Source organism: Paenibacillus mucilaginosus 3016 (genome assembly GCF_000250655.1).
GTDB classification, from domain to species: domain Bacteria; phylum Bacillota; class Bacilli; order Paenibacillales; family NBRC-103111; genus Paenibacillus_G; species Paenibacillus_G mucilaginosus.
The window spans coordinates 7,982,367-8,008,688 of sequence record NC_016935.1 but is presented as its reverse complement, the minus strand read 5'-3'; the positions used below and the strand labels follow the sequence as shown (position 1 = coordinate 8,008,688).

The following is a 26,322-nucleotide window of genomic DNA, read 5'->3' as shown; positions in this document are numbered from 1 at the left end:
CTATGCTATCGGAGAGCTCCCCTTCATTTAACATTTTCGTAAAAAAATCAACAAAAATAAAAAGGAATTATATTTTGTTTTGGGTAGTGAGCGGCTATGATTAAGTAACAGCAAATTTGAAAGCGCTTAATAAGTTCCGGCAGAGGAAGGGGGAATGACTGACCGACGATCGATTGGAATCGGCGTCATGGCAGAGATAATGGTGATCATACATCCCGCATGGTGTTCGGGGAGCCGTTCATCTCACGCATTCAAGTATGGCATCAGACGCAGGAAGACTACGAGACAGATGAAGGAGGCAGCAATAATATGAAGAAAAGAAAGACCCACCGCATGCTCACTATGGCCATCGCTTTCGTTATGATGGTGGCGGCGTTCCCGTTCCAGGCCAGCGCGGCGTCGACGACGTTCATCAATCCGGTCGCACCTTATTCCTCGGCCGATCCCCACGTGATGAAGCACACGGACGGCTACTATTACTTCGTTCACACCTCCCAGGGCTGGGACAAAATCGACATCTCGCGATCCACCTCGCTGACGGGCATCGGTAATGGAACACGGAAGACGGTGTTCACGAAGTCTCCGACGTACTGCACGGGCTCGAACTGCTACTCCGGCAACATCTGGGCTCCGGAGCTGAACTACATCAACGGCGCGTGGTATCTGTACTTCAGCGCCGGCAGCAGTGAAGCCAACACGCCGAATCAGCGGATGTGGGTGATCAGGAACACGAGCGCCAACCCGCTTGAGGGCACGTGGTCCGCGCCGATCAAGCTGAAGGATACGGCGGATTACTGGTCCATCGACCACACGGTAGCGAATATTAACGGCCAGCTGTACATCTCCTGGTCCGAGATTGCGCCGAACCAGCCGCAGCGTATCATGATCGCGAAGATGAGCTCCCCGACAGCGATCTCCGGCCGCGGGACGGTCATCTCTACGCCGACGAACTCCTGGGAAACCTCCGGCTCCCCGGTCAATGAAGGCCCGGCCTTCATCACGCATGGCTCCAAGGTGCACCTGAGCTTCTCGGCCAGCGGCTGCTGGACGGATGACTACAAGCTCGGCCTGCTCAGTGCGAACCTGACCGCCGATCTGACGGTAGCGAGCAGCTGGACGAAGAGCGCGAGCCCGGTGTTCCAGAAGACGGCCTCCGTATTCGGCCCGGGCCACAACAGCTTCGTGAAGTCCCCGGACGGCACGGAAGACTGGATCGTCTACCACGCCAATGACGGCTCCGGCCAGGGCTGCGCGGAGCAGCGCACGACGCGGATCCAGAAGATTACGTGGAATGGCGACACGCCTGTCTTCGGCACACCAGTTAATCCGGCAGCTGCAGTGACCAGACCTTCCGGTGAAGGTACAGGTGATATCTACTACCGCATCAAGAACCGCAACAGCGGCAAGGTGATGGCTGTCGACGTCGCTTCGACCGCAGACGGCGCGAACATCCTGCAGTGGACCTACAACGGCACCGGCGACCAGCGCTGGGCGCTGGATCCGGTATCCGGCGGCTTCTTCCGCCTTCGCGCCAGCCACAACGGCAAGGTGGCCGATGTGCTCAACCTCTCGACGGCGGATGGGGCCGATGTCATCCAGTGGCCGAACACGGGTGCCACGAACCAGCAGTGGAGCTTCATCTCGACGAACAACCAGTACTTCGAGATCAAGAACCGCAACAGCGGCAAGCTGCTCGACGTGACGAACGGCTCGCTGGTGGACGGCGGCAACATCGGGCAGTGGTCCGATCTCAACAATACGGTACAGCAGTGGATTTTTGAACGCGTGAATTAAGCCGCGAGTTTTCGAATGTCAGCGACCAGCACGGCCATATCCACAGGTGACAACCGGGCTCTGCCTCCGCGGCAGGGTCCGGTTTTATTTTTGTTTGGGCCGGCAAAGCGGATATAATGGGGGAAGCGTATGTTGACCTACCTGAAAGGAGATTCACCGAGATGAGCAGAGCTTCTTTTATCGGACCCGATCCGCAGCAGTGGCTGGAGAAATTTCATTTTCATACCCCTATCAAAGTCCGGTACTGTGAGACGGATCTCCTGGGACACGTTAATAATGTGAGCTATTTTATGTATTTTGAGCAGGGACGCATCGAATATTTCGAGCATCTTGGGCTGACTGAAGAACTGTTTACCGACGAAAAAGTATCCGTGGTCGCGGACCTCGAGTGCAAGTATCTCGCCGAAGTGTTCCTGAAGGACCCGCTGAAGCTGCATGTGCGGGTGGCGAAGCTCGGCCGCTCTTCGATGGACATCGAGTACGCGCTGGTGGTGGGGGAGAGAATCAAGGCCGCGGGCCGCGGAGCCATTGTACTGGTCGACAAGACCGTGGGCCGGAGCACGCCGATCTCCGGACATGCACGGGAGATCATCCGCTCCTTCGAAGGAGACGGACTGGCGGAGTAGCTCCTCCAACCGCACCAAGCGGTGGGCCCTCAAGGGGTACAGCCCCATCGAGCTGCGCCAATGGAGTGAGCCGGAGCTGGCAGCCGGGCCGTCGCCAGGCGGGACGGTCATCGATTTTGCAACGGGCAGGAAAGTCGGACGCAATGACCTGTGCCCCTGCGGCAGCGGAGCGAAGTTCAAGAAGTGCTGCGGCAAATAGCAGGATGCTGCGCTGTCCCCACGCTGGATAATCAATCCAGCACTAGGATTTAGGACCAGGCTATATGACAAGTGTCATGTCCTCGTCATGACGTGTATGACTGTGACGAATGACGCGCGGCTTCTATAATTAAACTACAATACGACGCGTCTGAAGTTACTTTCGTTCATATGTGTGATGAATCGAGGAGGAAAGCTTGCGATGAAACAATCGAACAACATAGCGGAGCTGAAGAAGAAGGTTGCTCCTTATGAGCAGACAGACACCAAAGCGAGTATCCGCCAGCTTCTGAATACCGTAGTTCCAATGCTGCTGCTGTGGTACGGGGCTTACCTGAGCTTGTCCGTGTCCTTCTGGCTGACCCTGCCGATCGCGGTCGTCACGGCCGGTTTTGTGGTGCGCACGTTCATTATTTTCCACGACTGCTGCCATCAATCGTTCTTCAAGAGCCGTCTGGCCAATGACACGCTCGGCTTCATCCTGGGTGTCATAACACTGTGTCCTTACCAGCAGTGGAAAAACAGCCACTCCATCCACCATGCCACGAGCAGTAACCTCGACAAACGGGGGATTGGCGACATCTGGATCATGACAGTGGAGGAATATGCCGCTGCGCCGCTGTGGCTTCGTCTCTCCTACCGCTTCTACCGCCATCCGCTGGTGATGTTCGGCCTTGGTCCGATCTTCGTCTTTCTGTTCCAGTACCGGTTCAACCGCAAGGGCGCGAAGAGCAAGGAACGCATTGACACCTATATGACGAATGTGGTTCTCGTGGGCTTGTACGCTCTGATGATCTGGCTGATCGGCTGGCAGGCGTTCGTGATGGTCCAGCTTCCTGTGATGTTCGTATCGGGTCTGCTCGGCATTTGGCTGTTCTATGTCCAGCACCAGTTCGAGGATTCCTACTTCGAGCATGAGGAAGAGTGGAGCTATGTCAAAGCTGCCGTTGAAGGAAGCTCGTACTACAAGCTGCCGAAGGTGCTGCAGTGGATCACGGGGAACATCGGCTTCCACCATGTACACCACCTGAGCCCCAAAGTGCCGAACTACAACCTGGAGAAGGCGCACAACGCGACGCCTCCGCTGCAGAAGGCCACAACGATTACGCTTCGCACATCGTTCCAATCGCTGAAGTTCAAGCTGTGGGATGAGCAGGCTAAGAACTTTATTTCGTTCCGCGAGATGAAGCTGCCGCGCAGCACCTCCGAATCGGTCACGGACCGCTTGAAGGGACAGCGTCCGGGCTTGCAAGGGGAGTAAGCCTGGCCTACAATGGAATGGACAGCAGCAGTGAATCCAAGAGGGTGGGCGGCCATGCAGAAGTGGTATCAGATTTTTCAAAGGAATACGGGCCTGAGCCCTTATGTATGGGTCGTCTTTTATATCCTCCCTTTTTACTTTATCTTCCGTTCCTCTTCCACTTATGAAGTCGTCAGCGGGATCGTCATGATTGTGGTGTTCTTCGTCTGTTATGTGCTCTCGTTCGTCTCGAGAGGGTGGCTGATCTACTTCTGGACCACCTTGCAGATTGTGATCTCCATCGCCATGACCCTGCTGTTCGGCTATGTTTATTTTTCGCTCTTTATTGCGTTCTTTATCGGCAATCTGCAGCATCGCGCAGGGTTCATGGTGCTGTACACGATCCACCTCATGAGTACGATTGTCTCGGTGAATCTCGAGTTCGTCTCGCGCAATCCGGTGTTCATCTCGCAGCTGCCGTTCGTGCTCATCACGCTGCTCGCGGTCATTCTTCTTCCCGTTACGACGTATAATAGGAACCGGAGTGACAAGCTGCAGGGCCAGCTGGAGGATGCGAACAAGCGGATCTCCGAGCTCGTGAAGCTCGAGGAACGCCAGCGGATCGCCCGCGACCTGCACGACACGCTCGGGCAGAAGCTGTCGCTGATCGGCCTGAAGAGCGATCTGGCCGGCAAGCTGGTGCGCAAGGACCCGGGCCGGGCGCTCAGCGAGATCAATGATGTCCGCCAGACGGCACGCAGTGCGCTGAAGGAAGTGCGGGAGATGGTCACCCAGATGCGCGGCACCTCGCTGGAGGAGGAGCTGTTCCGGGTGCGCCAGATTCTGAAGGCCGCGGAGATAGAATTCACGCTCGAGGGCGATCCGAAGCTGGAGAACACCTCGCTGCTCACCGAGAATGTGCTGAGCATGTGTGTGAAGGAAGCCGTGACCAACATCGTCAAGCACAGCCGGGCCACGGCATGTACGCTGTCCGTTGAACCGGGGCCTACGGATCTTGTGATCCGGGTGAGGGATAACGGGATCGGCATGGCGGGGGATGGGGTATGCTTCCGCGGCAACGGGCTGCGGGGGATGAAGGAGCGGCTGGAATTCGTGAACGGAAGCCTTGATATCCGGACCGAGGGAGGAGTCCTCGTGACCATCCGGGTGCCGAATACGTTCAGTCCACCGCAAACGGAGGCGGGCCTATGATACGAATTGTCATTGCCGAGGACCAGCGGATGCTGCTCGGAGCCTTGGCTTCTCTTCTTGATCTCGAAGAGGATATGGAGGTTGTAGGCAGGGCCGGCAACGGCGAAGATGCCGTGAAGCTGGTCCACGAGCACAAGCCGGATATCTGTGTGATGGATATCGAGATGCCGCTGAAGAGCGGGCTCGATGCCGCCGAGGAGCTCAAGGGCAGCGGCTGCAAGGTGCTCATCCTGACGACGTTCGCGCGGTCCGGCTATTTCGAGCGGGCGCTGAAGGCGGGGGCCCACGGCTACCTGCTCAAGGACAGCCCGAGCGAGGAGCTGGCGGAGTCGATCCGCAGCATCATGTCCGGCCGCCGGATCTACGCGGCGGAGCTGGTGGACGGCGGCTTCAGCCAGGAGAATCCGCTGACCGACCGGGAGAAGGAAGTGCTGGCGCTGGTCGCCGACGGGAAGAACACGAAGGAGATCGCTTCGGAGCTCTACCTGACGACCGGCACGGTGCGCAATTACATCTCGGTGATCCTCGACAAGCTGGGCGTCAGCAACCGGATCGAAGCGATCACGCGGTTCAAGGAGAACGGCTGGTTCAAATAGAAGACAGGGAAGCTCAAGCGAAGGCTTGGGCTTTTTTGACGTATCCGCCCATACCTGAGTAAGCGTGGGAGAAGAGGGGAATTCTAACATCAATCTGTGAGGGAGGGTCCCTTCATGAAATTTCCCTGGTACGAATATGCCGCGAATATAGCCACCATTGTGATCGGGGCGGCAGGCAGCCTTTTTCTGATCAAGCGGGATTGGAAACGATACGGCCTGCTCTTTCTCCTCTCGGGAGCGGTAGGGACCGGGCTTTGCTACGCATTCGTTCTGGCGGGCCTCTATATCTTCCCGAACCGGCCGATCCAGACGATATGGAGTCTGCCCTTCCTCGTCATGGTTACCTTCGTTCCCTTCACGGTGCTGGCCGGCGTCCAGTTCAGTCCGCAGCGCTGGATCTGGAAAATCCCCTACTACTGGGCCATCGTCCATATCGCTGTGGTGTCGGAGGTGGTGCTGCTGGCTTACACGGGCATCTTCCGGTTCACCTTCGGCTGGGATCTGTGGGACTCCTACACCGCCTGGTGGCTGTTCTACCTCATCTTCGAGTGGATCGGAGGCAAAATTATTCCTCCCCGGCTGAGGACTCCGCTCTCCGGGAGACAGTTCCGCTACGGCCGCTGGGCATGGATCGTCTTCCATACGATCGTAATCTCCACGATCTTTGCCTTCGGGGTGTTCGTAGGATTCACGATGAAGCAGTAACATACGGCCGGACGTAGTACGGCTTATTAGGAATAAAAAGAAGCCTTGGACGCTGGATGTCCAAGGCTTTGCTGCATATACGGGAAAGTGTGTGAATTCGGGAGTAGTGCAGTTACAAATTTGGTAGTGATGCGGGACGGTAGACGGATTAAACCGTCTGCGGTACCGGCAGGCCGAGACCTTCGGCAACGCGTGTTCCGTATTCCGGATCCGCCTTGTAGAAGTGGCCGATCTGGCGGAGCTTGATGTCATCGCGCTCTACGGGCTTCATGGCGCCTACGATGGTCTCAATAAGACGCGTGCGCTCTTCTTCGCTCATCAGGCGGTACAGGTCTCCGGCCTGCGTGTAGTGATCGTCGTGGTCGTAGGCTACGCTGTCCGCCAATCCGGATACCTCGAACGGAGTCGTTCTGTGCTCCGGCGATTCTTTCGGGCCGCCGTAGCTGTTCGGCTCGTAGTAGGTGGATGCGCCGCCGTTGCCGTCGAAGCGCATTTGACCGTCACGCTGGTTGTTGTTGACTTCGACGTGAGGACGGTTGATCGGCAGCGCGTTATGGTTCGCGCCAACCCGGTAGCGGTGAGCGTCGGCATAGGCGAAGATCCGGCCCTGGAGCATCTTGTCCGGGGAAGCTTCGATCCCTGGTACGAACGCGCCCGGCGTGAATGTAGCCTGCTCCACTTCCGCGAAGTAGTTCTCCGGATTGCGGTTCAGTACCATGCGGCCCACCTCGATCAGCGGGTAGTCCTTCTGGGACCATACCTTCGTCACATCGAACGGATCGAAACGGTAGGTGTTCGCGTCTTCCAGCGGCATGATCTGCACGTACAGTCTCCAGGCCGGGAAGTCGCCGTTCTCGATCGCGTTGAACAGGTCTTCGGTGTGGTAGTCCGGATGCTCGCCCGCCAGCTTCGCAGCGACGTTCACATCCATGTTCTTCACGCCCTGCTCTGTCTTGAAGTGGTACTTCACCCATACGGCTTGTCCTTCTGCATTAACCCACTTGAAGGTGTGGGAGCCGAAGCCGTGCATATGCCTCAGGGTCGCAGGAATTCCGCGGTCCGACATCAGGATCGTGACCTGGTGCAGGGACTCAGGGGACAGGGACCAGAAATCCCACACCGCATTCGGGTTCTTCAGGTGTGTCTGCGGGTGGCGCTTCTGCGTATGGATGAAGTCAGGGAACTTGATCGCATCGCGGATGAAGAACACCGGCGTATTATTGCCGACGAGGTCGTAGTTGCCTTCTTCGGTGTAGAACTTCACTGCGAAGCCGCGCGGGTCACGGACGGTATCCGCCGAGCCGAGCTCACCGGCAACGGTGGAGAAGCGGATGAACATCGGCGTGCGCTTGCCCACTTCGGAGAGGAAAGCAGCCTTGGTGTACTGGCTGACATCGTTCGTTACTTCGAAGTAGCCGTGTGCGCCTGCACCCTTGGCGTGTACGACACGCTCAGGCACACGCTCCCGGTTGAAGTGTGCGAGCTTCTCGATCAGGTGTGCATCCTGGATCAGGGTAGGGCCGCGGTAGCCGGCGGTCATGGAATTCTGGTTGTCTCCTACAGGGGCGCCCCAGGAGGTTGTAAGCTTCTTGTCATTCGTAGTCAATTCGGTTCACCTCGTAATTTGATGTGGTTTGCTCTTGGCTATAACTATATGATAAACATTCTCAAATAAAAATCAATACTTTTTTATAATAATTCTAATTTAGTATTAAGTATAAATATAGATTCGGTGAACAACCCCCTCCGTCTTCCCCTAACATGGGGGATAATAGGTGAGAGAACATGTGGATACGGGCTCCGGATGCCGGCCTGGAAAAGCTTGTGTATGGAGAGCGAACAGAAGAAGAGGCGCCGCATTGGAACACTTTACCATATCCATTGTAAGCGATATCCATCGGTTTGTCTGTCACATTGCTCACAGCCTGCTAACTTTTTTGCTTGTTCATATACAGAATATGGTAGAATAGGATAGCGGGCTGTGTCAGACCTGGAGCGGCAGCTTGTTGGACCCGGGTAGTCCGGCTTTTGGAGGTAGAAGCCATTCCCATTCGAAGATATATGCCTTCCGGCCTGAAGTTATGCCGGAAGAGAAGAGGCTTAGGACCGACGAACTGCGGTGGAGACCGTTTAGATGTATATTCTGGCTGGTGGAAATGGGGACATTACATTCTGGAATTCGCGAAGCTTTCCTTTATCTTTTACCTGCCCTGTAAGACGTTTTATTTTGACAGGGGCCTTTGAGCGAAGCTCGGGCGGAACGCAAAATAAAATCATCGGGCCATCAATAGGCGCATGGCTTATTTTTAATGCAGGGACAGCCCAACCTGCCGGGGACGAGCTCCCAATCGGCGGCGTTTTCATATACTGTAGTAATCCGTACTGCTGTAAGAAGCAGGGAGACGCGTTACAAAAGCAAGCCTGGAGGGAGTTATGCTTTGGTATGTTTTGGGGCATCCTGATCCTAATACGACCATTTCCTATCCGGACCGATATTGCTGCTAACGCTTACAATCAGCATTTTTATTACGCCGAATTTGCCTCTTAACATATTCCTCCATAGTGACGACAAATAGAGTACTATCCTTTTTCGATGCAGAACCCATAATTCAAGCCGGGAGGGACGAACATGTCGATACAGCATGAGCTTGATTTTCATATTCATTACGGGGACCCTGAAGTGACAGGGAGTCTCGTGGTAGGCACGAAGGAATTCGACGAGGCGTTCTTCTATGATGGGGATGACCTCGGCGTTACGTATACGGCGGACCGGTTGTTCTTCCGTCTGTGGGCCCCTACCGCCGGTGAGGCGGTTGTGGTCCTGTACCGCTCCTGGGATGATGAGGTGGCCGGACTCGAGCTGCCGATGACGCGGGCGGAAAAAGGCACGTGGACCCTTGATGTGGAAGGCGACTTCGGCGGCTGGTTCTACACGTACCGGGTGAAGATCGGAGACGGCTGGAACGAGGCGGCTGATCCTTATGCCAAGGCTGTCGGGGTCAATGGCAAGCGGGGAGCCATCCTGGATCTTCGCACGACGGACCCGGCGGGCTGGGCCGCCGATACGAAGCCGCCGATGCGCGCGGCTGTGGATGCCATCATCTACGAGGTGCATGTGCGCGATTTCAGCATCCACCCGGAGTCGGGGATGCAGCATAAAGGCAAGTATCTCGCTTTCTGCGAGAAGGGAACACGGGGGCCGGAAGGGATCTACACGGGAATCGACCATCTGGTCGACCTCGGTGTCACTCACGTACAGCTGCTGCCGGTCAACGATTACTTCTATGGCAGCGTGGATGAGACGAAACCGGATGAGCAGTACAACTGGGGCTACGACCCGCAGAACTACAACGTGCCGGAAGGCTCCTATGCGGCCGATCCGTATCAGCCGGACTCCCGGATCCGGGAGCTGAAGGGGCTGGTGCAGGCGCTGCACAGCCGCGGCATCCGGGTGATCCAGGATGTCGTCTACAATCACCTGTATGACGGCTACCGCGCCAATCTGGCCCAGCTGGTACCGGGCTATTACTTCCGCTACCGGAGTGACGGTACGCTCTCCAACGGGTCGCACTGCGGCAATGAGACGGCCTCCGAGCATCTCATGATGCGCAAGTTCATCATCGACTCCGTCGTGTACTGGGCCCGGGAGTTCCACATGGACGGCTTCCGCTTCGACCTCATGGGGCTCCACGATGTGAGCCTGATACAGGAGATCCGCCGCCGTCTGGATGAGATCGACCCTTCGATCCTGATTACCGGCGAAGGCTGGGTGATGGACTCCGCCCTCGCACCCGAGGAGCGGGCCAACCAGCTTCATGCCGGCCGGATGCCGCGGGTCGCGCAGTTCAATGACCGACTGCGCAACGCGCTGAAGGGCGACACGTTCGACAAGGCTTCACGCGGCTTCGTGAACGGCGGCTGGTACCTCGAGCACGAGATCAAAACCGGTGCCTGCGGTTCGATTCCTTACAACGAGTACACGTTCGGGTTCCCGCTTCAGCCGGACCAGACCGTCAACTACGCGGAGTGCCATGACAACTTCACCTTGTGGGATAAGCTGTCCCTTGTGGGCGGCGGGGAGAGTGAAGACATTCTGCGCGCTTCGCATCGGCTGGCCTCCGCCATCGTGCTGACGAGCCAAGGCATTCCGCTGCTCCATGCAGGCCAGGAGTTCATGCGTACGAAGCAGGGTGTGGAGAACAGCTACAAGTCGCCGGACGAGATCAACCGGCTCGACTGGCAGCGCTGTGCGGACCGCAAGCATGACGTGTGGTATATGAAGGAGCTCATCGCCCTGCGCAAGGCTCATCCGGCCTTCCGGATGACGACGACCGAGGAGATCCGCAGCCACCTCCGCTTCGAGGATGCGCCGGGCGGCTGCGTGGCTTACACGCTTCGCGATCATGCGGGCGGGGACCCCTTCGAGCACCTGTACGTGCTCTATCACGCGAACCGCGGAACGGATGATCTCCCTCTGCCTCAGCTCGGCGAGTGGGAGGTTCTGTTCGGGAGCGAGCATGTGCGCCGGATGGACGGACGGCTGCAGGTCGAAGGCATCGGCATGGTAGTGCTTGGGGTTAGCAAGCGGTCCTGAGCTCACTTAGGAGCGTCAGATGGATTAAGGAAGCCCCGGGTCTCTCTTAACGGAGACCTGGGGCTTCTGTGCGTTTGGGCGGGTTCCGAGTGCTTCTAGGCCGCCTGAACGGAGCTGATTTACGTTGTAGAGTGCTGGGGGCGAGGGCGCTGCGGATTTTTCCGGCAGGCCTCAGGCATTGTATAATGACGATATACATGTTTCATTTCTAGGGAGGTGGAAGGGCGATGCTGGACCAAGCGGCAGAGATGATCGCATCTGCGGGTTCGCTCGTCGTGCTGACCGGGGCCGGATGCTCGGTCGATGCGGGTGTGCCGGACTTCCGTTCCCCCTCCGGCTGGTGGCGGAAGATCGATCCCCGGACGGTTGCGACCGTGGAGGCGCTCGAGGGGAATTATGAACTCTTCCATGAATTCTACGCCGCCAGGGTGAACCACCTCAAGGGCATCCGCCCGCATGCCGGGCATGAGGTGCTGCGGGAGTGGGAGGAGCAGGGACGGCTCACGCTTATCGCGACGCAGAACGTAGACCGGCTGCACCAGGCGGCCGGGAACCGGGAGGTGCGGGAGCTGCACGGCACGATCCGCGAGTTCCGCTGCCATGACTGCCGCCGGGAGGCGGCCGAGGAGGCCTTCCTGGGCCGCGAAGCCTGCGGGCACTGCGGAGGTCGGCTGCGGCCGGACGTGGTCCTGTTCGGCGAGAAGCTGCCGGAAGAGGCGTGGGATGAGTCGCTGGCCGCGATCAAGGCGGCGGACGCGGTCCTCGTCATCGGAACGAGCCTGCAGGTGTATCCGGCCAATCAGCTGCCGTACATGACGAAGGGGCGGCTGATTCTCATCGGGACGGAGCGAACGGGACAGGAGGACCGGTTCCATGCCTTTATCCAGGGCCGGGCGGCCGAGGTGCTGCCGGAGCTTCATGGCCGGGTATCCCGTAGGATTTGACACCGGCCCTGCGGCTCTGTTATATTGCTGGTAACACCAACTGAATACTCTCAAAGGGGAGTAGCTAGTACACGCAAAGTCGTCATTCCGTGGCCTCACCGCCTCCGGCTTTGTATGCGACGTTACCACGTTGTTAGCGAGACCTTTGCCTGTCCGGCAAAGGTATGCACCCATTTACAGCCTCTGCCGGCAATCCGGCAGAGGCTGTTCTGCATTCTCAGAGCCTCGCCGGCCATTCCACGAAGGGAGCGTTACTTATGATTCTGCACTTGTTTGTAACCCTGCTTGACCAGAGGAAGCGCCTGATGCAAGGGATCCGGAGTGGAAGCGATGAAGGGCGCGGAGCCGCTGCAGCATACGAACTGGAGAAAGTGGAGGGCGAGCTCGCACGCCGCTTCCGCCAATATTTTGGAAGGACGCTGGTGCTGCCGGGCCGCGGCCGCGGGGGCCTGCAGACCGAGGCAGCCCGCCTGGGGCGCCAGCAATACACGCTGCGGCTGCCCAGAGCCGGGCGGCATCTGAGGCCCGCAGCGGCCAGCCTGCGGCAGTGAAGCATCATGGAGCGGCCGCGGGGGACTCACGGGCTTATAGGACGCCGGAAGGAAGGGCTGAAAGGGCTGAGACCCAGTCAGCGGTGGGCCGCGACCTCTGCTGCATCAACAACGTAAAGCTTATGCTTGGAACATTCGAAAGACATACCAAAGCCGGTTGTACCTCTTCCTGCGGGAGAGGGCAGCCGGCTTTTTATTTTGCTCCAAGGCTAATTCCAGGGCTCTTACATGTCGATTTATATAATAGGGGTCTGCCTTTCAAGGCAGCGGCAGGGATGGACATCCAGCCCCGGTAAAATGTAACTCCCTTGCTCTTCGAACCCCTGTGCTACAATGAAGAGTGAGACTAAATACCTAGTTTGTACCTGGCTTGATCGAGGTTTGGAGGGGTGTACGTGCTCAAGAGATTCAGAAGCGGAGAAGAAGGCTTCACCCTGATTGAGGTGCTCGCGGCAAGCGTAATCCTCGCCATTGCGGGCCTCACGATGACGGCTTTCTTCATCAACGCGATGTCTTACAATAAGGCGAACCAGAACAAGACCGTCATGGTGAATCTGGCGCGCAACGCCTTGTTTTATATGGAGAAGCGCAGTTTTAAGGAGATGGAAAAGTACCTTGTTACCTACGAGATGAACATCAGCACGGAAGAATGCGGGGACGATCCACGCTGTTCCGGGAAGAGTATGAATGCTCTGCTGATCGACACCGACAGGTTTCCGGGGTTGTGGGACGTGCTTAATCCAAGCGTCAACGGGATCGAGTACACCATCACGGTCAGCCATCATAAGGAGAATAAGGTGGAAGGCGGCGGCCTGGACACTACTTCGTTTACTAAGCACCTGCTGCCTGTCATGGTCGAAGTACGGGCGAAATCGGACGATACACCGACAAAGTACCGGTCAACGGAAGTGAGGGGGTATATCACCGATGAGAGCATTCGTAAGGCGGATTAGAGACGACGAGCGCGGCCTGACGCTGGTGGAGCTTATCGCCTCTCTGTCGATCATGTCTATGGTCATGGGAACGATCTACGGTGTGATTACCTTTGGCTTCAATGCCTATCACAAAGTGACGATCGAGAATGATCTGCGCAATGAGAGCGACCTGATCATGTCTGCCATCATCAATGAAATGTACGAATTTGGGGCGGATCGTGTCAAAAAGCATAAGAACCGCACTGACGGCCAGCTGGATGGGATTACATTGATCGATACTTTATCCGATGGTAACGACGAGGAAAAGTACATTTTATTGAAAACCGATGGAGAGGGGCTGAGACTCTACATCGGAGGTGACGAGGAAGGATTGGCCGGTGATGAGAGTCATATGGTGCTGAGATCGCAACTCCTCCCCGGCTCCACAATTGAATTGAAATGCCCGGGAAGTCCGGAGCCCGAAGCATGCGGAAGCGGGTTGATCGATGTGAGGATGGAACTGGGACAGACCTATGAGGGGAAGGAGCACAAGCTCGCCCTTCAGAGCAAATTCGGATTCTAGGAGAGATGGGCATGATTCGGGAGGAACGGGGCTCGGCCCTGCTTCTGGTTTTATTTATGATCGTCGTATTTACGATGCTTGGCATTGCCGTAACCGGGGCGGCGGTAGGAGGCGCGAAGCTGGCGGTGAAGCGGGAGAATGATGTGCAGAGCCTGCACTTGGCGGAGAAGGCCCTGAACGTAGCGGCGGCCTATATTGCGGAGAAGTACAATGGAAAGTCACAGGAAGAAATCACGTCCGAGCGCCTTCAGCAAGACGTATTGGATATTAAATCAGAATTAGAATCCGTTCAGGTAACGGACAGCGAGAATTCAGTCGACCCACAGACGGAAGCTTCTGAAGCAAATGTGGACCGGATTGGAACCATTGAGGCCATTGAAGATGCAGGAGAAATTAATAAGGGACGCCTCCTTAGAGTTATCGCCAAGGCCGTTGTAGGCGGCGTGGAGCGAAAGCTGGTGCAGGAGATCACGCTCCAAACGTATCCGCCCTTCCTGGATTATGTCATGGGCTCCAAGGGGAAAGTGAAGGTGACGGCTCTCCTTACATGATCGGTGATATGTATGCCGGCGAGCAGTTACTTGTCAAAGATGAAGCGGAGTATTACTACAACAGTGACGAGTTCACGACCGAGCCGGATCGGGCGGCAACCTTGTATCCAACTATGGATGGCAAAGCAGTTGTGGAAACCCGGAATGATATCCTGTACTGCAATACGGATGAGGGAGAATGCACGGGGACTGCGGAATATAAAGCCTTGGGCGGAGACCCGCAGTTGGTTGAGAATCGTATTGCAGAACTGTTCGGGGATAAGGCCAGCGTAGTAGAGTACAATCAGCAGTTTGCCGATATCCAGTTCAATGAATCCTTCGTTGATAAGGTATCCGAAGCGGTGAGTGCCAATAAGGTCGAACGAAAAACGTTAAAACAAAAGTTCAATGATGACGGATCGAACAGTCAAGGCAGAACTTTAATGGAATACCTGAGGAATTCCGGTTCCATTGAGGTCATCAACCCACCTGTTCCTGAAGATGCCAGCAAAGAGAGTTGGGCTAAATATGATGAGGAAAAAAGGGCCGTCCAAGAAAAACTGAGTGAGCCATTAGAAAACTCTATCCTGTTTCAAGGTGATCTGACACTGAATAACGCGGAGGACAGCAGTTCGTCCGGTACCTCAGAAGCTGAAGATACGGAAGGAACTGAGGAGAACACAGGGGAAGCTGCCGATACGCAGATTACCATCAAGCAGCTGGTATATAAGCAGGGCGCTAAAGATTTCAGGGAAGAAATCATCGCTGATTCGGACTTGTACAAGAGCAACTGGTTTATCGTTAACGGGGACCTGACGATCAACTCCGATGATACCACCCCGATTCAGGTAAAAGGCAATATCCTGGTGACAGGAAGCTTAACCATCAAAGGCAATGTAGAGATGGATGCAACAATCTTTACATTGGGCAACAGCGGTCAATCTACCGAGATCTCCGATGCCAAGATTAAGGGGATGGACGGGAAGGAGCTGCTCCTGTTCTCCAGGGAATCGATTCTGATTACAAGGGTAAACTCCTTTGATGAGATTCATGAAGAGTACAAGCCTACAGCCGAGAACAACCTTTATCAACTGGATGCCTTTTTCTACACGGAGAAGAGTGCCGAGCTGTACGGGGTCGGGTCGATCTTCTGGATCCGCGGCGGATTTTTTGCCAAAGAAGAACTTATTCTTCATGCCGTACGCGGCAATACGGAGCCGAGCAGCAACGAGTCGTCGCTTCTGTTCATGCCGGATGAGTCCCCTTTGAAGTCAAGAATGATCCTGCAGAGTAAGGGGGGGCTGCTCGATAACCAGGGAGCCGCTCTGCCGCGGGTGGACAGCATAACGGTTAAGGTAGGCTCAAGAAAATTATGTGCAAAAGGAGAAGACTCCTGCGAATGAGCAGGAGTCTTCTTTTTTGTCTTGGGAACTCTGGTCATGCGTCCGTCTATCAGGTGTAGAAAAAGGGCTTCGCCGTCCTTAGATGGATGGATGGCGAAGCCCATACTCTTTAGAATCGATCACGCGTATCCACGATAATCGATAGGGTAGCGGTAATGATGTTTCTTCCGAGCTGGTCGGTATATTTGACGGTAATCTTGGCCGTTCCATTCTTAAGAGCTTGGACAACTCCGTTCTTGTTGACCGATACATAGTTCGGACTGGAGCTCGTCCAGGTCAGACGATCCTTCAAACGAGACTCCTTGTAATTCATGCCTGCCGGCAGAGTGATGCTCGGATCCAGCACGGCTTCGAGCTGCTTCCAGAGGTCGATTTGAGCGCCGCGCTTAACCTTGTAGGAGCCCGGCAGTCCGAGGCCCTTAAGAGCCGACTTCACGGTAATGGCATGAGTAACGGATAGTTTGCCCGAGCCGAGAATGATCTCCGTATCCCCGGGTTGATTGCCGGTGAGCAGGACTCCACTGCCGGTCAGGGCATTCAGGGAAGCAATCTTATCGTCAGCCGTACTCCATTGGAAGTTGAGGCCATTCTTGATTTCGGCGAGCTGGTCGGCCGAAAGATTACCGGCATCGAAGCCTGCCGTCAGGTTGATCGTCGAGAACTCCATCATTTCGTGAGCCCCCTGCAGCAAGAGGCTGCCGACGACAACTTGGACCGTATCTTTATATGCTTTGCCTAAAGCGTCGGTGTAACTCACCGTAATGTCGGCAGTACCATTTTTCATCGGTGTGATTACACCGTTCGAATCCACTGAAACGATCGACGGATCGGAGCTCGACCAGATCAGATTCCCTTTCAAGCGGGCCTCTTTATAGTCGAAGCCGGCCGGAAGCTGGATCTCGGGCGATTCGACGAGCTTTGCGCCCAACAGACTCCACAAGTTCTTGGTGTTGTTCGTGCCGGTGCTGAGAAGCAGACTGTCCGGAAGCTCGAGGCTCTCGAGGAGCGGCTTGACCGTGATGTTCTGGGTGGCGGAGAGCACTCCGAGTCCCATGCGGATCTGCGCTTGTCCCGGCTTTAACGCTTCGATAGTAATCTTCTGACCCTCAACTTGAAGTAGTTTGACAACATCGTCTCCGCCTAAGATACTCCACGTCGAGTTAGCTGCATTCAGAATACCATTCACGAACGAACCGGTACCCGGGACGGACTGGGCGATCGCAAGAAAATCCTTAGTCTCGAATTCATACATCTCACTGTCGCCGGAGATGCCGATCCCCCTCACCGAAATTTCGGTACGGTCGGTATAGACACGGCCTTTGTCTGTGGTCACCGTGACGGCCACATGAGCTGTACCCGGCTTCTGGCCTTTAATGACCAGACCCTGAAGCGACTGGGCTCCGTCTATGATCGTCACGACGCCGCTCTTCGGCTCTTCGATCGTCCATTGGACGGTATAGGGGATCTTGAGGCCGTCAGGCAGAAACGCCGCACTAAGAGTCAGTGTTTCTTCTTTATTCATAACACGTTCACCCGGAGTGATCACCACGCTTGGGTCTTCAACATTGACGACGAAGTCCTGACTGTAGGTGCTGCCTTTATCGGTGGCAATGGTCAGGCTTACCGTTGCCGTTCCTTTCAGCAGTCCTTCCAGAACGGCAGAGGGCTTCGTCTCGTTCGTCAGCTGAGCGCTGCCTGCGCCATCCTTCACGGTCCAGCTGTAGACGGTCGCATTCTCATAGCCTTCGGACAACCGGAAGTCCAGAGCCTGCTGTTCACCCACATAGAGGGTGGTTGGTCCGATGATGGACAGCTTCGGAGCCATAACGGTAACCGTCGCCTCTCTGGTGTATACAGCGCCTTTATCCGTAGTGACTGTAAGAAGAACAGTGGAGGTGCCCGGCTTCACGCCTGTGATCGTAGTCGATGCCTGATCCGTGTTGGACAACGAGACATGCTCTCCGCCGCTCACCACAGACCACGTATAAGAGGTAGGCGTCTCGTTGGCCGTGAGCAGGCTGGCTGTCATGGCCTCGCTTTGGCCAACGAACAGGTTCGCCGGACCGATGATGTTCAGGCCCGGGATTATGACGTTCACAACGGCGGTTGCCGACAAGTTGGACCCGTCTTGGGAGACGGCTCTGATTGTGGCCTGGCCGGCCTTCAGACCTTTGATGATCCCCGTCTGGCTGACGCTGACGATATCCGGCTGGAGCGAGGTCCAGGTGAGATTCTTGTTGCTCGTATCCAGCGGCAGAATGGTCGGAATCAGACGATCCTCGTCATTCAGTCTCAGGTTCTTCCCTGTCAGCTCCAGAGACGTCATCGTGGTAACGGCATCCAGATTGAATGTATTGAACGGAAGCGTCCGCGTCACACTATGGTTTAAGATCTGATTCAGGACAAAATCAGTAAACGTCAGCTTTGAATTGTCCAGCAGATAAGAACCGTTCTTCTGCGGCGTTACGCTGATCTTGAAGGATACGGGATCCGCTATGAACTGTTCGCCCGAGCGGCGGTACTGGATATCCGGCAGGGTGCCTTTCACCGTATATCCGCCGGAAAGAGTTCCTTCCTTGACGAAGGTGCCTGGCCCGGCCGGAAGCTGGCTCACAGCCAGGTTAGCCGGGAACACTTCGTTAACCTGAAGGCCCTTGATGATAAGATCGCTCTCTTTGATGCTCGAGCTGTAGGCAACCGGGCTTGGTGTAATCGTGTAGGACAGCTCGGCGGTGGTATTCTTCTCCACCCTCGCAGCCGAGATCGTACGGGCCAGCTGAAGGTTGGCCGTTACCTTCTCTACCTTCACCGGAATTTCCTTGACGGAGGAGGCGCCTTTGGCATCGGTGGCCGTGATCGTTATCGTCAGATTCCCGCCGTCCGGCAGGGGATTGGCGAAGCCTTGGGAGACCATCTCGCCGGACGACTTCTGTACGGCAGGCAGCACGGTTTGCGTCTTGCCGTTATAGGTGAACGTAACGGAAGTAGTCAGGTGCCGGTCGTTCAGATCGTAATCCTCCGCCTTGTAGCTTACATAGATGTCCTGGCTTGCCGGAATGATGTTATTGTCCGTCGACGAGTAGACCGCCGGCGCATAGGCGCTAATGACCGGCGCATGGTTGGAACCGATATAAGCACGGAACATGGTGTTGACGAAGAGCTGCTGCTCCCAATCCGGGAAGCCGGTGTTTCTGTGGCCCGTTCCCGAGTAGGTCACATTCCCTTTGGAGTACGTATAGTAATGATTCCAGCTGTCCGTCAAATCCCGGGAGCTGCCGATGACGTTGTACCAAGGCACAACAGCACGATCCTCCAGATTCAACGTGAAATACTGGTTGTGTGTGAGATTGATCAAGGTACCGCTGCTTAATGCGTATGGAAATTGGGTCAGGAGCCCCTCATTGACTTTGACAACCGTCGTTGTCGTATTGGGCGCCCTCAAGCCCATATTCGTTTGCGGTTCAATCTGTCCGGTAGCGGCCTGGAAATAATTCATCCAGTTTGCCGAATTGCTGTTCGTATAGATGGTATCATGCGTGAACATGACCGCTTGTCCGGTAGTAATGAAGGTCTGTACTGCTTTGGAGGCTTGTTCATTAATGGGAGCATAAGCGTTGTACTCATCCCGGAATCCGAAAATAAGCATATCGTATTTCCCGTTCAGCGTGGTAAACCCGGTTGCATTAAAGTCAAGAATGCTCATCGTGTCGATGGTGATCTCATAATCGGTGGTTTTCAGATAGCTCTGTTTGATATTGGACTCGGTCTTCAAAGAGCTGTTTGAATCGATGCCGAGATTCGTGAGTAAGGTACTGCTCTTCGGGAGGATTTGCAGCACGTTGATCTTGGTCACCTCATCCCGGAAGCGGAACACGCCGGATTTGACGTCTTTCAGCTTGGTCAGGGTCGTGCCTTCGACAATCTCCAGCTTCCAATACTGGAGCCCCGAGAACCCTTTGGGCAGCCGGAAGCTGAGTACATTGCCGGTCTGCTGCGTAACCGGAGCCCAAGCCACCAATTGCTCGGCCCCTGTGCTGAGCACCTGGTCGGCACTGAGGTAGAGGTTGGCGATCAGTCCCCGTTTGGCAACGTCAGTCACATTCTTGATATCGAACCGGAAGGTCAGCGAATCCCCATCCTGATAGATGAAGCTGTTGTTCGTGGAGTAATCGGTGGGCGAGGCCGTCAGCACAAAGCGCGGCCGGACCGCGGAGCGCTCAACGAATTTGGTTTTGGCGCTGAACGCCGTATAGCTTGCGATATCCGTGTTCGAAACAAAGATCACGTTCTCTTTGGCCGTGGCCGGCTTGTTGTATGGACTGAACATTGTATAAAGCTTGCCCGTTTGTACTTGATTAAGAACATCTGTGTGCAGAATTACAGGAAGGCCTTTGTTAACGAACCCGTCAATGATTTCTTTGGCTTTCAGGTTCGTAATGTCGTTCTGCAGATGGGTTGTATTGTGGTTCTGTGTCGTGTTGTTGTAAGCCGGTAAGCCTGCAGGATTGTAAGTTCCCTTACCGATATAAATGGCGTCGTAACGTCCATCCAAATCCTCACGAAGCGCAACAAATCTCTTCATCCGCAGCGTGGTCAGCTCCACCGAAGAGGTCTGCCCCCCCAGGATGCCGCTCAAATCCGATGTGCCGCTGTCCGTAATCTCCAGAATTCTGGTTTTCACCGCTTCATCCGCCGCATAGGCTTCGGACGGCCGAATGCCCACTGCCGATAGGGATGAGAACAGGAGTGTAAAGACGAGCAGCCGGCACAAGAATCGATGCCATAAGTGCCCTGTTATCCGCATGATGTCCCTCCATTGATGAATATAGTCCTACCTAAATAACGTCAAATCACTAGGTATAGTGAATAGTTCCATTGTACTACTTTCATGAGAGATAATATATGAGCCTTTTCCTGCTATAAATTGGTTAAAATCAGCGCCACTGCGCACTTTTTAGCGGAGTGTGATTTTTGGTATAGAGGGGGGAAGGGGTATAAGCTACGATAAATATAAAAGAAAATAAACGTCATTATTCGACAAAAGTATGAGCGGGATGAATAAAGAATCGATTCCAGAAATTCGGGTTCAACTCTGACGTGGAATGTCCGATATAAAGAGTAAGAAACCGATTTGGAGTGGTGCCACATGGCTCTTGTCAAAAAGAGGCTCGGGGATTTGCTGGTCGAGAGCGGCATTATCTCGGAGGATCAGTTGAAGGAAGCGCTTGTCGAGCAGCGCAATACGAAACAGAAGCTCGGCGACCTGCTGATTACGCAGGGCTATATTACGGAACAGCAATTGATCGAGGTGCTGGAATTCCAGCTTGGCATTCCGCACGTCTCGCTCTATAAATTCCAGATCGACCCGGCCATCACGCAGATCATCCCGGAGAGCATGGCAAGAAGGTACCAGGCGATTCCGCTCCAGAAGGACGGAGGCAAGCTCATGGTGGCCATGGCCGACCCGCTCGATTACTTCGCGATCGAAGAGATGCGGATGACGACGGGCTTCCGGATCGAGCCGGCCATCTCCAGCAAGGACGAGCTGCAGCGGGCCATCGCGCGGCATTACGGCCTTCAGGACTCCATGAGCCAGATGATGGGCGAGATTACGACCGCCGACGAGATCAAAGAGACGGAGATCACCAGCGAGGATTCACCGATTGTGCGGCTGGTCAACAAGATGATCCAGCAGGCTGTGCAGCTGAGGGTCTCGGATATTCACGTGGACCCGGGCGAGAGCAACGTCGTCATCCGCTACCGGGTGGATGGGTTCCTCCGTACGGAGCGTGTGATCCCGAAGCAGATGCAGGGCTTCCTTACGGCGCGGCTGAAGATCATGGCGAAGCTGAACATCGCCGAAAGGCGGCTGCCGCAGGACGGCCGGATCAAGGTGAATGTCGACTTCAAGACCGTCGATATCCGGGTCTCTACGCTGCCGACGATTCATGGCGAGAAAATCGTGCTTCGTCTGCTCGACCTCACCTCAGGGGTCAAACCGATCGACAACCTGGGCTTCAGTGCGCGGAATATCAAGGCTTTCAAAGAGATGATCGCCCAGCCTTTTGGTATCCTGCTGATTACGGGACCGACGGGAAGCGGGAAAACGACCACCCTGTACTCGGCGCTGAGTCATCTCAATAAAGAAGATACGAACATCATTACCGTCGAGGATCCGGTCGAGTATCAGCTCGAGGGCATCAACCAGGTGCATGTGAACGCCCAGATCGGGCTGACCTTCGCGGCAGGCCTTCGCTCGATTCTCCGGCAGGATCCCAATATCGTCATGGTGGGGGAGATCCGGGATACCGAGACGGCGGAGATTGCGGTGCGGGCGTCGCTGACAGGCCACTTGGTGCTGTCGACCCTGCATACGAACGATTCGATCAGCACCGTCACCCGCTTCCGGGATATGGGCATCGAGCCGTACCTTATCGCTTCCTCTCTGGTCGGCGTCGTAGCCCAGCGCCTTGTGCGCCGGATTTGTCCGGAGTGCCGGAAGGCGCACGCTCCGACGGAGCAGGAATTGTTCTTCATGAAGAGCCGCGGCATGGAAGAGGTAGGCACGCTGTATAAAGGAACCGGCTGCGGTGCCTGCAACCAGACGGGGTATCAGGGCCGGGCGGCGATCCATGAGGTGCTGGTCGTCAGCGAAGAGCTGCGCCAGCTCATCAGTGAGAACGCAACGGTACAGGAGATGCGGGCCGAAGCAGTGAAGATGGGCTTGGTCCAGCTCATGGATGACGGCATCGCCAAAGTCATCAACGGAACGACCACCTTGCAGGAGGTGATTCGCGAGACGGTAGCGCACTAAGCGGGAGGGAGCCATCAGATGTCTAACTTGCATACATTCAATGAACTGCTGCGTACGGCTCACGAACGCGGAGCGTCCGACTTGCACATCACCGCAGGGGCGCCCCCTGTACTACGGGTGCATGGGAGTCTGCTTTCGCTGGAAGGTTCGCTATTAAGCGCGGAGGATACCTCCGGCATGGTTCTGGCCGTGATGACGCCGGATCAGGCGGAGCGCTTCGGTCGGACAGGAGAGGTCGACTTCTCCTATGAAGTCGAAGGGCTGTCCCGCTACCGGGTCAACGCTTACAGGCAGCGGGGCAAGGTATCACTCGCCGCGCGAACCATCCCGGCCAAGATTCCGACGCTTGAGGAGCTGCGCCTGCCGCCGGCGGTGCAGTCCCTGGCGCAGAGGCCGCACGGGCTTGTGCTCGTAACCGGGCCGACGGGGAGCGGCAAGTCCTCTACGTTGGCCGCGCTGATCAACCATATTAACAAGACGCAGCGCAAGCATATCGTCACGCTCGAGGATCCTATCGAGTTCCTGCATGCGCACGGCTCGTCGGTGATTAACCAGCGGGAAGTCGGCAGCGATACCCGCAGCTTCGCGGACGGGCTGAGGGCGGTCCTCCGCCAGGACCCGGATGTGATCCTGGTCGGCGAGATGCGCGACCTGGAGACGATCACGGCGGCGGTGACCGCGGCCGAAACCGGGCACCTTGTGTTCGCTACGCTGCACACAACGGATGCGCCGCAGACGATCGACCGGATCGTTGACGCGTTCCCGGCCCACCAGCAGGGACAGATTCGCATCCAGCTGGCCGCCGTCCTGGTGGGCGTGGTCTCTCAGCGGCTGCTGCCGAAACCGCGCGGCGAAGGGCGGACCTGCGTCACCGAGATCATGATGAACACGCCGGCGGTGGCGAACCTGATCCGCACGGAGAAGGTGCATCAGATCAAGAGTGTGATGCAGACCGGACGCCTGCAGGGCATGCATACGATGGACATGGCGATCAAGGAGCTTCTTCAGCAGGGGCTGGTTGATCCGCTGGCCGCCAAGGCGTATTTGCAGGAAGGCGGTGCCTGATGCCGCAGTTCGTCTATCAAGCCCGGCGGGGCAGCAAGAATCTGAAGGGCACGCTGACGGCGATGGACAAGTCCGCTGCCGTGGAGGAGCTCCGCAAGCAGGGGCTGATGGTCCTCTCGCTGAAGCCGCAGCAGAACCAGCTGCTGTCGACAGAGATCTATATCGGGAACCCGGTCAAGCCGGCCCACTTCATTATGTTCCTCCGCCAGCTGGCTACATTGATTCGCGCAGGGGTCTCTATCGTCGAAGCGGTGAATATCCTGGCCGAACAGTCGGAGAGCAAGCCGCTGCGCAAGACGCTGCATGAGGTCAGCGGCTCCCTCGTAAGAGGCCTAACCTTCTCGCACGCGGTGCAGGAGCATAAGCGGATCTTCCCGCCGATGTTCGTGAACATGGTGCGCGCCGGTGAAGAGACCGGTGACCTCGAGGGGACGCTTGACCGGCTGGCCCGCTTCTTCGAGAAGGAGCACGTCACCCGGGAGAAGATCAAATCCGCGATGACGTATCCGCTGGTCGTAGGCTTCCTCGCTATTGCCGCGGTCGTCTACCTGCTCAAGGCGGTCGTGCCGCAGTTCGTCTCGATGTTCGAGTCGATGAACGCCGAGCTGCCGCTGGTCACGCGAATGGTACTAGCCGTAAGCAGCAGCATCGAGAACCAGTGGTGGTACTGGGTGCTGGGTGTCCTGGGTCTTGTGGTGGCCTTCATTACTGCGCGGCGTACGGAAAAGGGCGCTTATGCTCTGGATTATGTCCAGCTGAAGGTGCCGGTATTCGGCAAGCTGAAGCAGAAGGGCTCCATCGCCCTGATGACGCGGACGCTGTCCTCGCTGTACTCCAGCTCGGTGCCGATCCTGCAGTCCCTCCACATCGTGGAGTCGGTGGTCGGCAACAAGGTCATCGGCGGATTCATCCGGGATTCGGCGGATTCCCTTCAGCAGGGCCGGCCTTTGTCTGAGCCGCTCAAGAAGGCATGGGCCTTCCCGCCGATGGTCACGCAGATGATCGCGATCGGGGAAGAAACCGGGGCGCTGGACCAGATGCTGGAGAAGATTGCCGACTTCTATGAGATGGAAGTGGAGAATACCGTCGACCGGCTGAAGTCGCTGATTGAGCCGCTGCTGCTCGTCTTCCTGGCCGGCGTGGTCGGCACCATCGTTGCAGCGATCATGCTGCCGATGTTCAGCCTGTATTCCAATATTGGATAACCGCAATTGTTATCATATATCAATCTACTTATTACACATTGGAGGAATTTATTATGATGAAGTCCGTGCTGAAGCGGTTCAAGAAAGAAGAAAAAGGCTTTACGCTGATCGAGCTCCTGGCTGTTATTGTTATCCTCGGGATTATCGCGGCAATTGCTGTACCGATGATCAGTGGAATTATTAATAAATCCAGAAAAGACGCTGACGTGGCTACTGCTCGGCAGATTTATGATGCAACCAGACTGTACATTACCGGTGAATTGCAGGGAGATGTAACTAGAGAGACTGATAACACTATTACTCTGAGTGATTTAACTGGAAAAAGTTATTTGAATTCAGGAATTACTCTTCCTAGTACAAAAGTAGTACTGGACGGTAATAACACTAAGGTTATCTTTTCGAATGGTGTATTAAGTGAGGTATGGCTCAGCACTTCCTCAGCTGCTGGAGCAGAGCCTAGTAAGAAGTACACTCCTGAAGAAATTCAGAAATCTGAGTCTACGAAATAATCCACCCAACCAAGGAATCGGGTCTCCCGGTTCCTCTTTCATGACATACACAAGCGGAGGTTCCCATGACAACGCTCATCATCGCCTACATCTTCCTGCTGGGGATCACGCTCGGCTCGTTCTATAACGTCGTCGCGCTGCGCGTGCCGGCGAAGGAATCCATCGTCCATCCGCCGTCGGCCTGCCCGAACTGCAGCACGCAGCTGCGTCCGCGGGACCTGGTGCCGGTGCTGAGCTGGCTGCTCTCGAGGGGCCGCTGCCGCCACTGCGGCACCCCGGTATCCGTGCTGTACCCGCTCGGGGAGCTGGCGACGGGAGGGCTGCTGGTAGGGGTGTATACGCTGCATGGGTGGAGCTGGGAAGCACTGGCCGGCGCGCTGCTGGTCAGCCTCTCCGTAATCATCACCGTTTCGGATCTGAAATACATGCTGATCCCGAACAAGGTGCTTCTGTTCTTCTTCCCGCTGGTGGCGGGAGCGACGCTGCTCTCCGCCGCCGCCCAGGGCTGGAGCGCCGTAGGGACCGCACTTCTCGGGGCGGCCGCCGGGGGAGGCGTCATCCTCCTGGTGGCGCTGGCTTCCCGAGGCGGCATGGGCATGGGCGACGCGAAGCTGATGTTCGTCTTCGGCTTCGCGCTCGGCCTGCCGAAGATTCTGCTTGCTTTTATCCTCGCCTGTCTGCTCGGATCCCTGGTCGGCGGCACGCTGATGCTGCTGGGACTGGTGAAGCCGAAGCAGCACATTCCCTTCGGCCCGTACCTGGCCGCAGGCGCACTGATCGCCTACGCTTACGGGGCGGACCTCATCGAAGCATACGTAACACTAATCGGATAACCATAG

At 56.2% G+C, this 26,322-nt stretch carries 22 protein-coding genes; 20 read left to right on the top strand and 2 right to left on the bottom strand.

Annotation, left to right across the window (positions count from 1 at the left end; all coding sequences use genetic code 11):
• Positions 1-309: 309 nt before the first annotated feature.
• The 7 genes from PM3016_RS33275 to PM3016_RS33250 all read left to right on the top strand — a co-directional run bounded on the left by PM3016_RS33275 (position 310) and on the right by PM3016_RS33250 (position 6,371).
• Entirely contained in the window at positions 310-1,794 is a 1,485-nt protein-coding gene (locus PM3016_RS33275; protein ID WP_014372423.1) for a family 43 glycosylhydrolase, read from the top strand.
• Positions 1,795-1,955: 161 nt separating this feature from the next.
• Positions 1,956-2,420 (top strand): acyl-CoA thioesterase, encoded by a 465-nt coding sequence (locus tag PM3016_RS33270; protein ID WP_013920883.1) that lies wholly within the window; start codon positions 1,956-1,958, stop codon positions 2,418-2,420.
• The gene (locus PM3016_RS37755) at positions 2,371-2,619 is read left to right on the top strand and encodes an SEC-C metal-binding domain-containing protein (RefSeq protein ID WP_014652884.1); all 249 of its coding nucleotides are present in this window, start codon (positions 2,371-2,373) and stop codon (positions 2,617-2,619) included. The genes PM3016_RS33270 and PM3016_RS37755 overlap by 50 nt, the downstream gene beginning before the upstream one ends.
• A 201-nt stretch (positions 2,620-2,820) precedes the next feature.
• Positions 2,821-3,879 carry a Delta(5) desaturase DesA gene (desA, locus tag PM3016_RS33265; protein WP_014372422.1) on the top strand — a complete coding sequence of 353 codons (1,059 nt, stop codon included), beginning with the start codon at positions 2,821-2,823 and terminating at the stop codon, positions 3,877-3,879.
• Between the two features lie 54 nt (positions 3,880-3,933).
• Entirely contained in the window at positions 3,934-5,070 is a 1,137-nt protein-coding gene (locus tag PM3016_RS33260) for a sensor histidine kinase (RefSeq protein ID WP_013920880.1), read from the top strand.
• Complete coding sequence (locus PM3016_RS33255) at positions 5,067-5,666, top strand: response regulator transcription factor (RefSeq protein WP_013920879.1); 600 nt, start codon at positions 5,067-5,069, stop codon at positions 5,664-5,666. Before PM3016_RS33260 ends, PM3016_RS33255 begins: the two co-directional genes overlap by 4 nt.
• 114 nt (positions 5,667-5,780) lie before the next feature.
• Positions 5,781-6,371: a CBO0543 family protein gene (locus PM3016_RS33250; RefSeq protein WP_014372421.1), complete on the top strand. Its 591-nt coding sequence runs from the start codon at positions 5,781-5,783 to the stop codon at positions 6,369-6,371.
• 148 nt (positions 6,372-6,519) lie between these two features.
• On the opposite strand, the gene katA is transcribed toward PM3016_RS33250, so the two are convergent.
• A complete protein-coding gene (gene katA, locus PM3016_RS33245) occupies positions 6,520-7,977 on the bottom strand; it encodes a catalase KatA (RefSeq protein WP_014372420.1) in 1,458 nt (485 codons plus the stop codon).
• Between the two features lie 528 nt (positions 7,978-8,505).
• Between katA and PM3016_RS33240 the strand changes: the two genes are divergently transcribed.
• The 8 genes from PM3016_RS33240 (at position 8,506) to PM3016_RS33210 (ending at position 15,890) form a co-directional block, all read left to right on the top strand.
• Positions 8,506-8,919 (top strand): hypothetical protein, encoded by a 414-nt coding sequence (locus tag PM3016_RS33240; RefSeq protein ID WP_014652883.1) that lies wholly within the window; start codon positions 8,506-8,508, stop codon positions 8,917-8,919.
• An 81-nt stretch (positions 8,920-9,000) separates the two neighbouring features.
• Positions 9,001-10,965: a type I pullulanase gene (gene pulA / locus PM3016_RS33235; protein WP_014372419.1), complete on the top strand. Its 1,965-nt coding sequence runs from the start codon at positions 9,001-9,003 to the stop codon at positions 10,963-10,965.
• A 227-nt stretch (positions 10,966-11,192) separates the two neighbouring features.
• Positions 11,193-11,909, top strand: a complete 717-nt coding sequence (locus tag PM3016_RS33230; protein WP_014372418.1) for an SIR2 family NAD-dependent protein deacylase — start codon at positions 11,193-11,195, stop codon at positions 11,907-11,909.
• 257 nt (positions 11,910-12,166) lie between these two features.
• Positions 12,167-12,460 carry a hypothetical protein gene (locus tag PM3016_RS33225; protein ID WP_014372417.1) on the top strand — a complete coding sequence of 98 codons (294 nt, stop codon included), beginning with the start codon at positions 12,167-12,169 and terminating at the stop codon, positions 12,458-12,460.
• A 395-nt stretch (positions 12,461-12,855) separates the two neighbouring features.
• Positions 12,856-13,413 carry a type IV pilus modification PilV family protein gene (locus tag PM3016_RS33220; protein WP_014372416.1) on the top strand — a complete coding sequence of 186 codons (558 nt, stop codon included), beginning with the start codon at positions 12,856-12,858 and terminating at the stop codon, positions 13,411-13,413.
• Positions 13,388-13,957 carry a PulJ/GspJ family protein gene (locus PM3016_RS33215; RefSeq protein WP_014372415.1) on the top strand — a complete coding sequence of 190 codons (570 nt, stop codon included), beginning with the start codon at positions 13,388-13,390 and terminating at the stop codon, positions 13,955-13,957. Before PM3016_RS33220 ends, PM3016_RS33215 begins: the two co-directional genes overlap by 26 nt.
• Positions 13,958-13,968: 11 nt before the next feature.
• Positions 13,969-14,508: a hypothetical protein gene (locus PM3016_RS40585; RefSeq protein ID WP_238540387.1), complete on the top strand. Its 540-nt coding sequence runs from the start codon at positions 13,969-13,971 to the stop codon at positions 14,506-14,508.
• Positions 14,505-15,890 carry a hypothetical protein gene (locus PM3016_RS33210; protein ID WP_238540386.1) on the top strand — a complete coding sequence of 462 codons (1,386 nt, stop codon included), beginning with the start codon at positions 14,505-14,507 and terminating at the stop codon, positions 15,888-15,890. Before PM3016_RS40585 ends, PM3016_RS33210 begins: the two co-directional genes overlap by 4 nt.
• Before the next feature lie 109 nt (positions 15,891-15,999).
• Here the strand turns inward: PM3016_RS33210 and PM3016_RS33205 are convergent, their stop codons facing one another.
• Entirely contained in the window at positions 16,000-20,694 is a 4,695-nt protein-coding gene (locus PM3016_RS33205) for a DUF5057 domain-containing protein (protein WP_014372414.1), read from the bottom strand.
• 342 nt (positions 20,695-21,036) lie between these two features.
• Here PM3016_RS33205 and PM3016_RS33200 point away from each other — a divergent pair, with 342 nt between their 5' ends.
• From PM3016_RS33200 to PM3016_RS33180, 5 genes are all read left to right on the top strand, one after another.
• Entirely contained in the window at positions 21,037-22,704 is a 1,668-nt protein-coding gene (locus PM3016_RS33200; protein ID WP_013920866.1) for a GspE/PulE family protein, read from the top strand.
• 18 nt (positions 22,705-22,722) lie between these two features.
• Positions 22,723-23,769 carry a type IV pilus twitching motility protein PilT gene (locus PM3016_RS33195; protein WP_014372413.1) on the top strand — a complete coding sequence of 349 codons (1,047 nt, stop codon included), beginning with the start codon at positions 22,723-22,725 and terminating at the stop codon, positions 23,767-23,769.
• Positions 23,769-24,974: a type II secretion system F family protein gene (locus PM3016_RS33190; protein ID WP_014372412.1), complete on the top strand. Its 1,206-nt coding sequence runs from the start codon at positions 23,769-23,771 to the stop codon at positions 24,972-24,974. The genes PM3016_RS33195 and PM3016_RS33190 overlap by 1 nt, the downstream gene beginning before the upstream one ends.
• 53 nt (positions 24,975-25,027) lie before the next feature.
• Entirely contained in the window at positions 25,028-25,483 is a 456-nt protein-coding gene (locus tag PM3016_RS33185; protein WP_014372411.1) for a type II secretion system protein, read from the top strand.
• 65 nt (positions 25,484-25,548) lie between these two features.
• Positions 25,549-26,316 carry a prepilin peptidase gene (locus PM3016_RS33180; RefSeq protein ID WP_014372410.1) on the top strand — a complete coding sequence of 256 codons (768 nt, stop codon included), beginning with the start codon at positions 25,549-25,551 and terminating at the stop codon, positions 26,314-26,316.
• Positions 26,317-26,322: the final 6 nt, after the last annotated feature.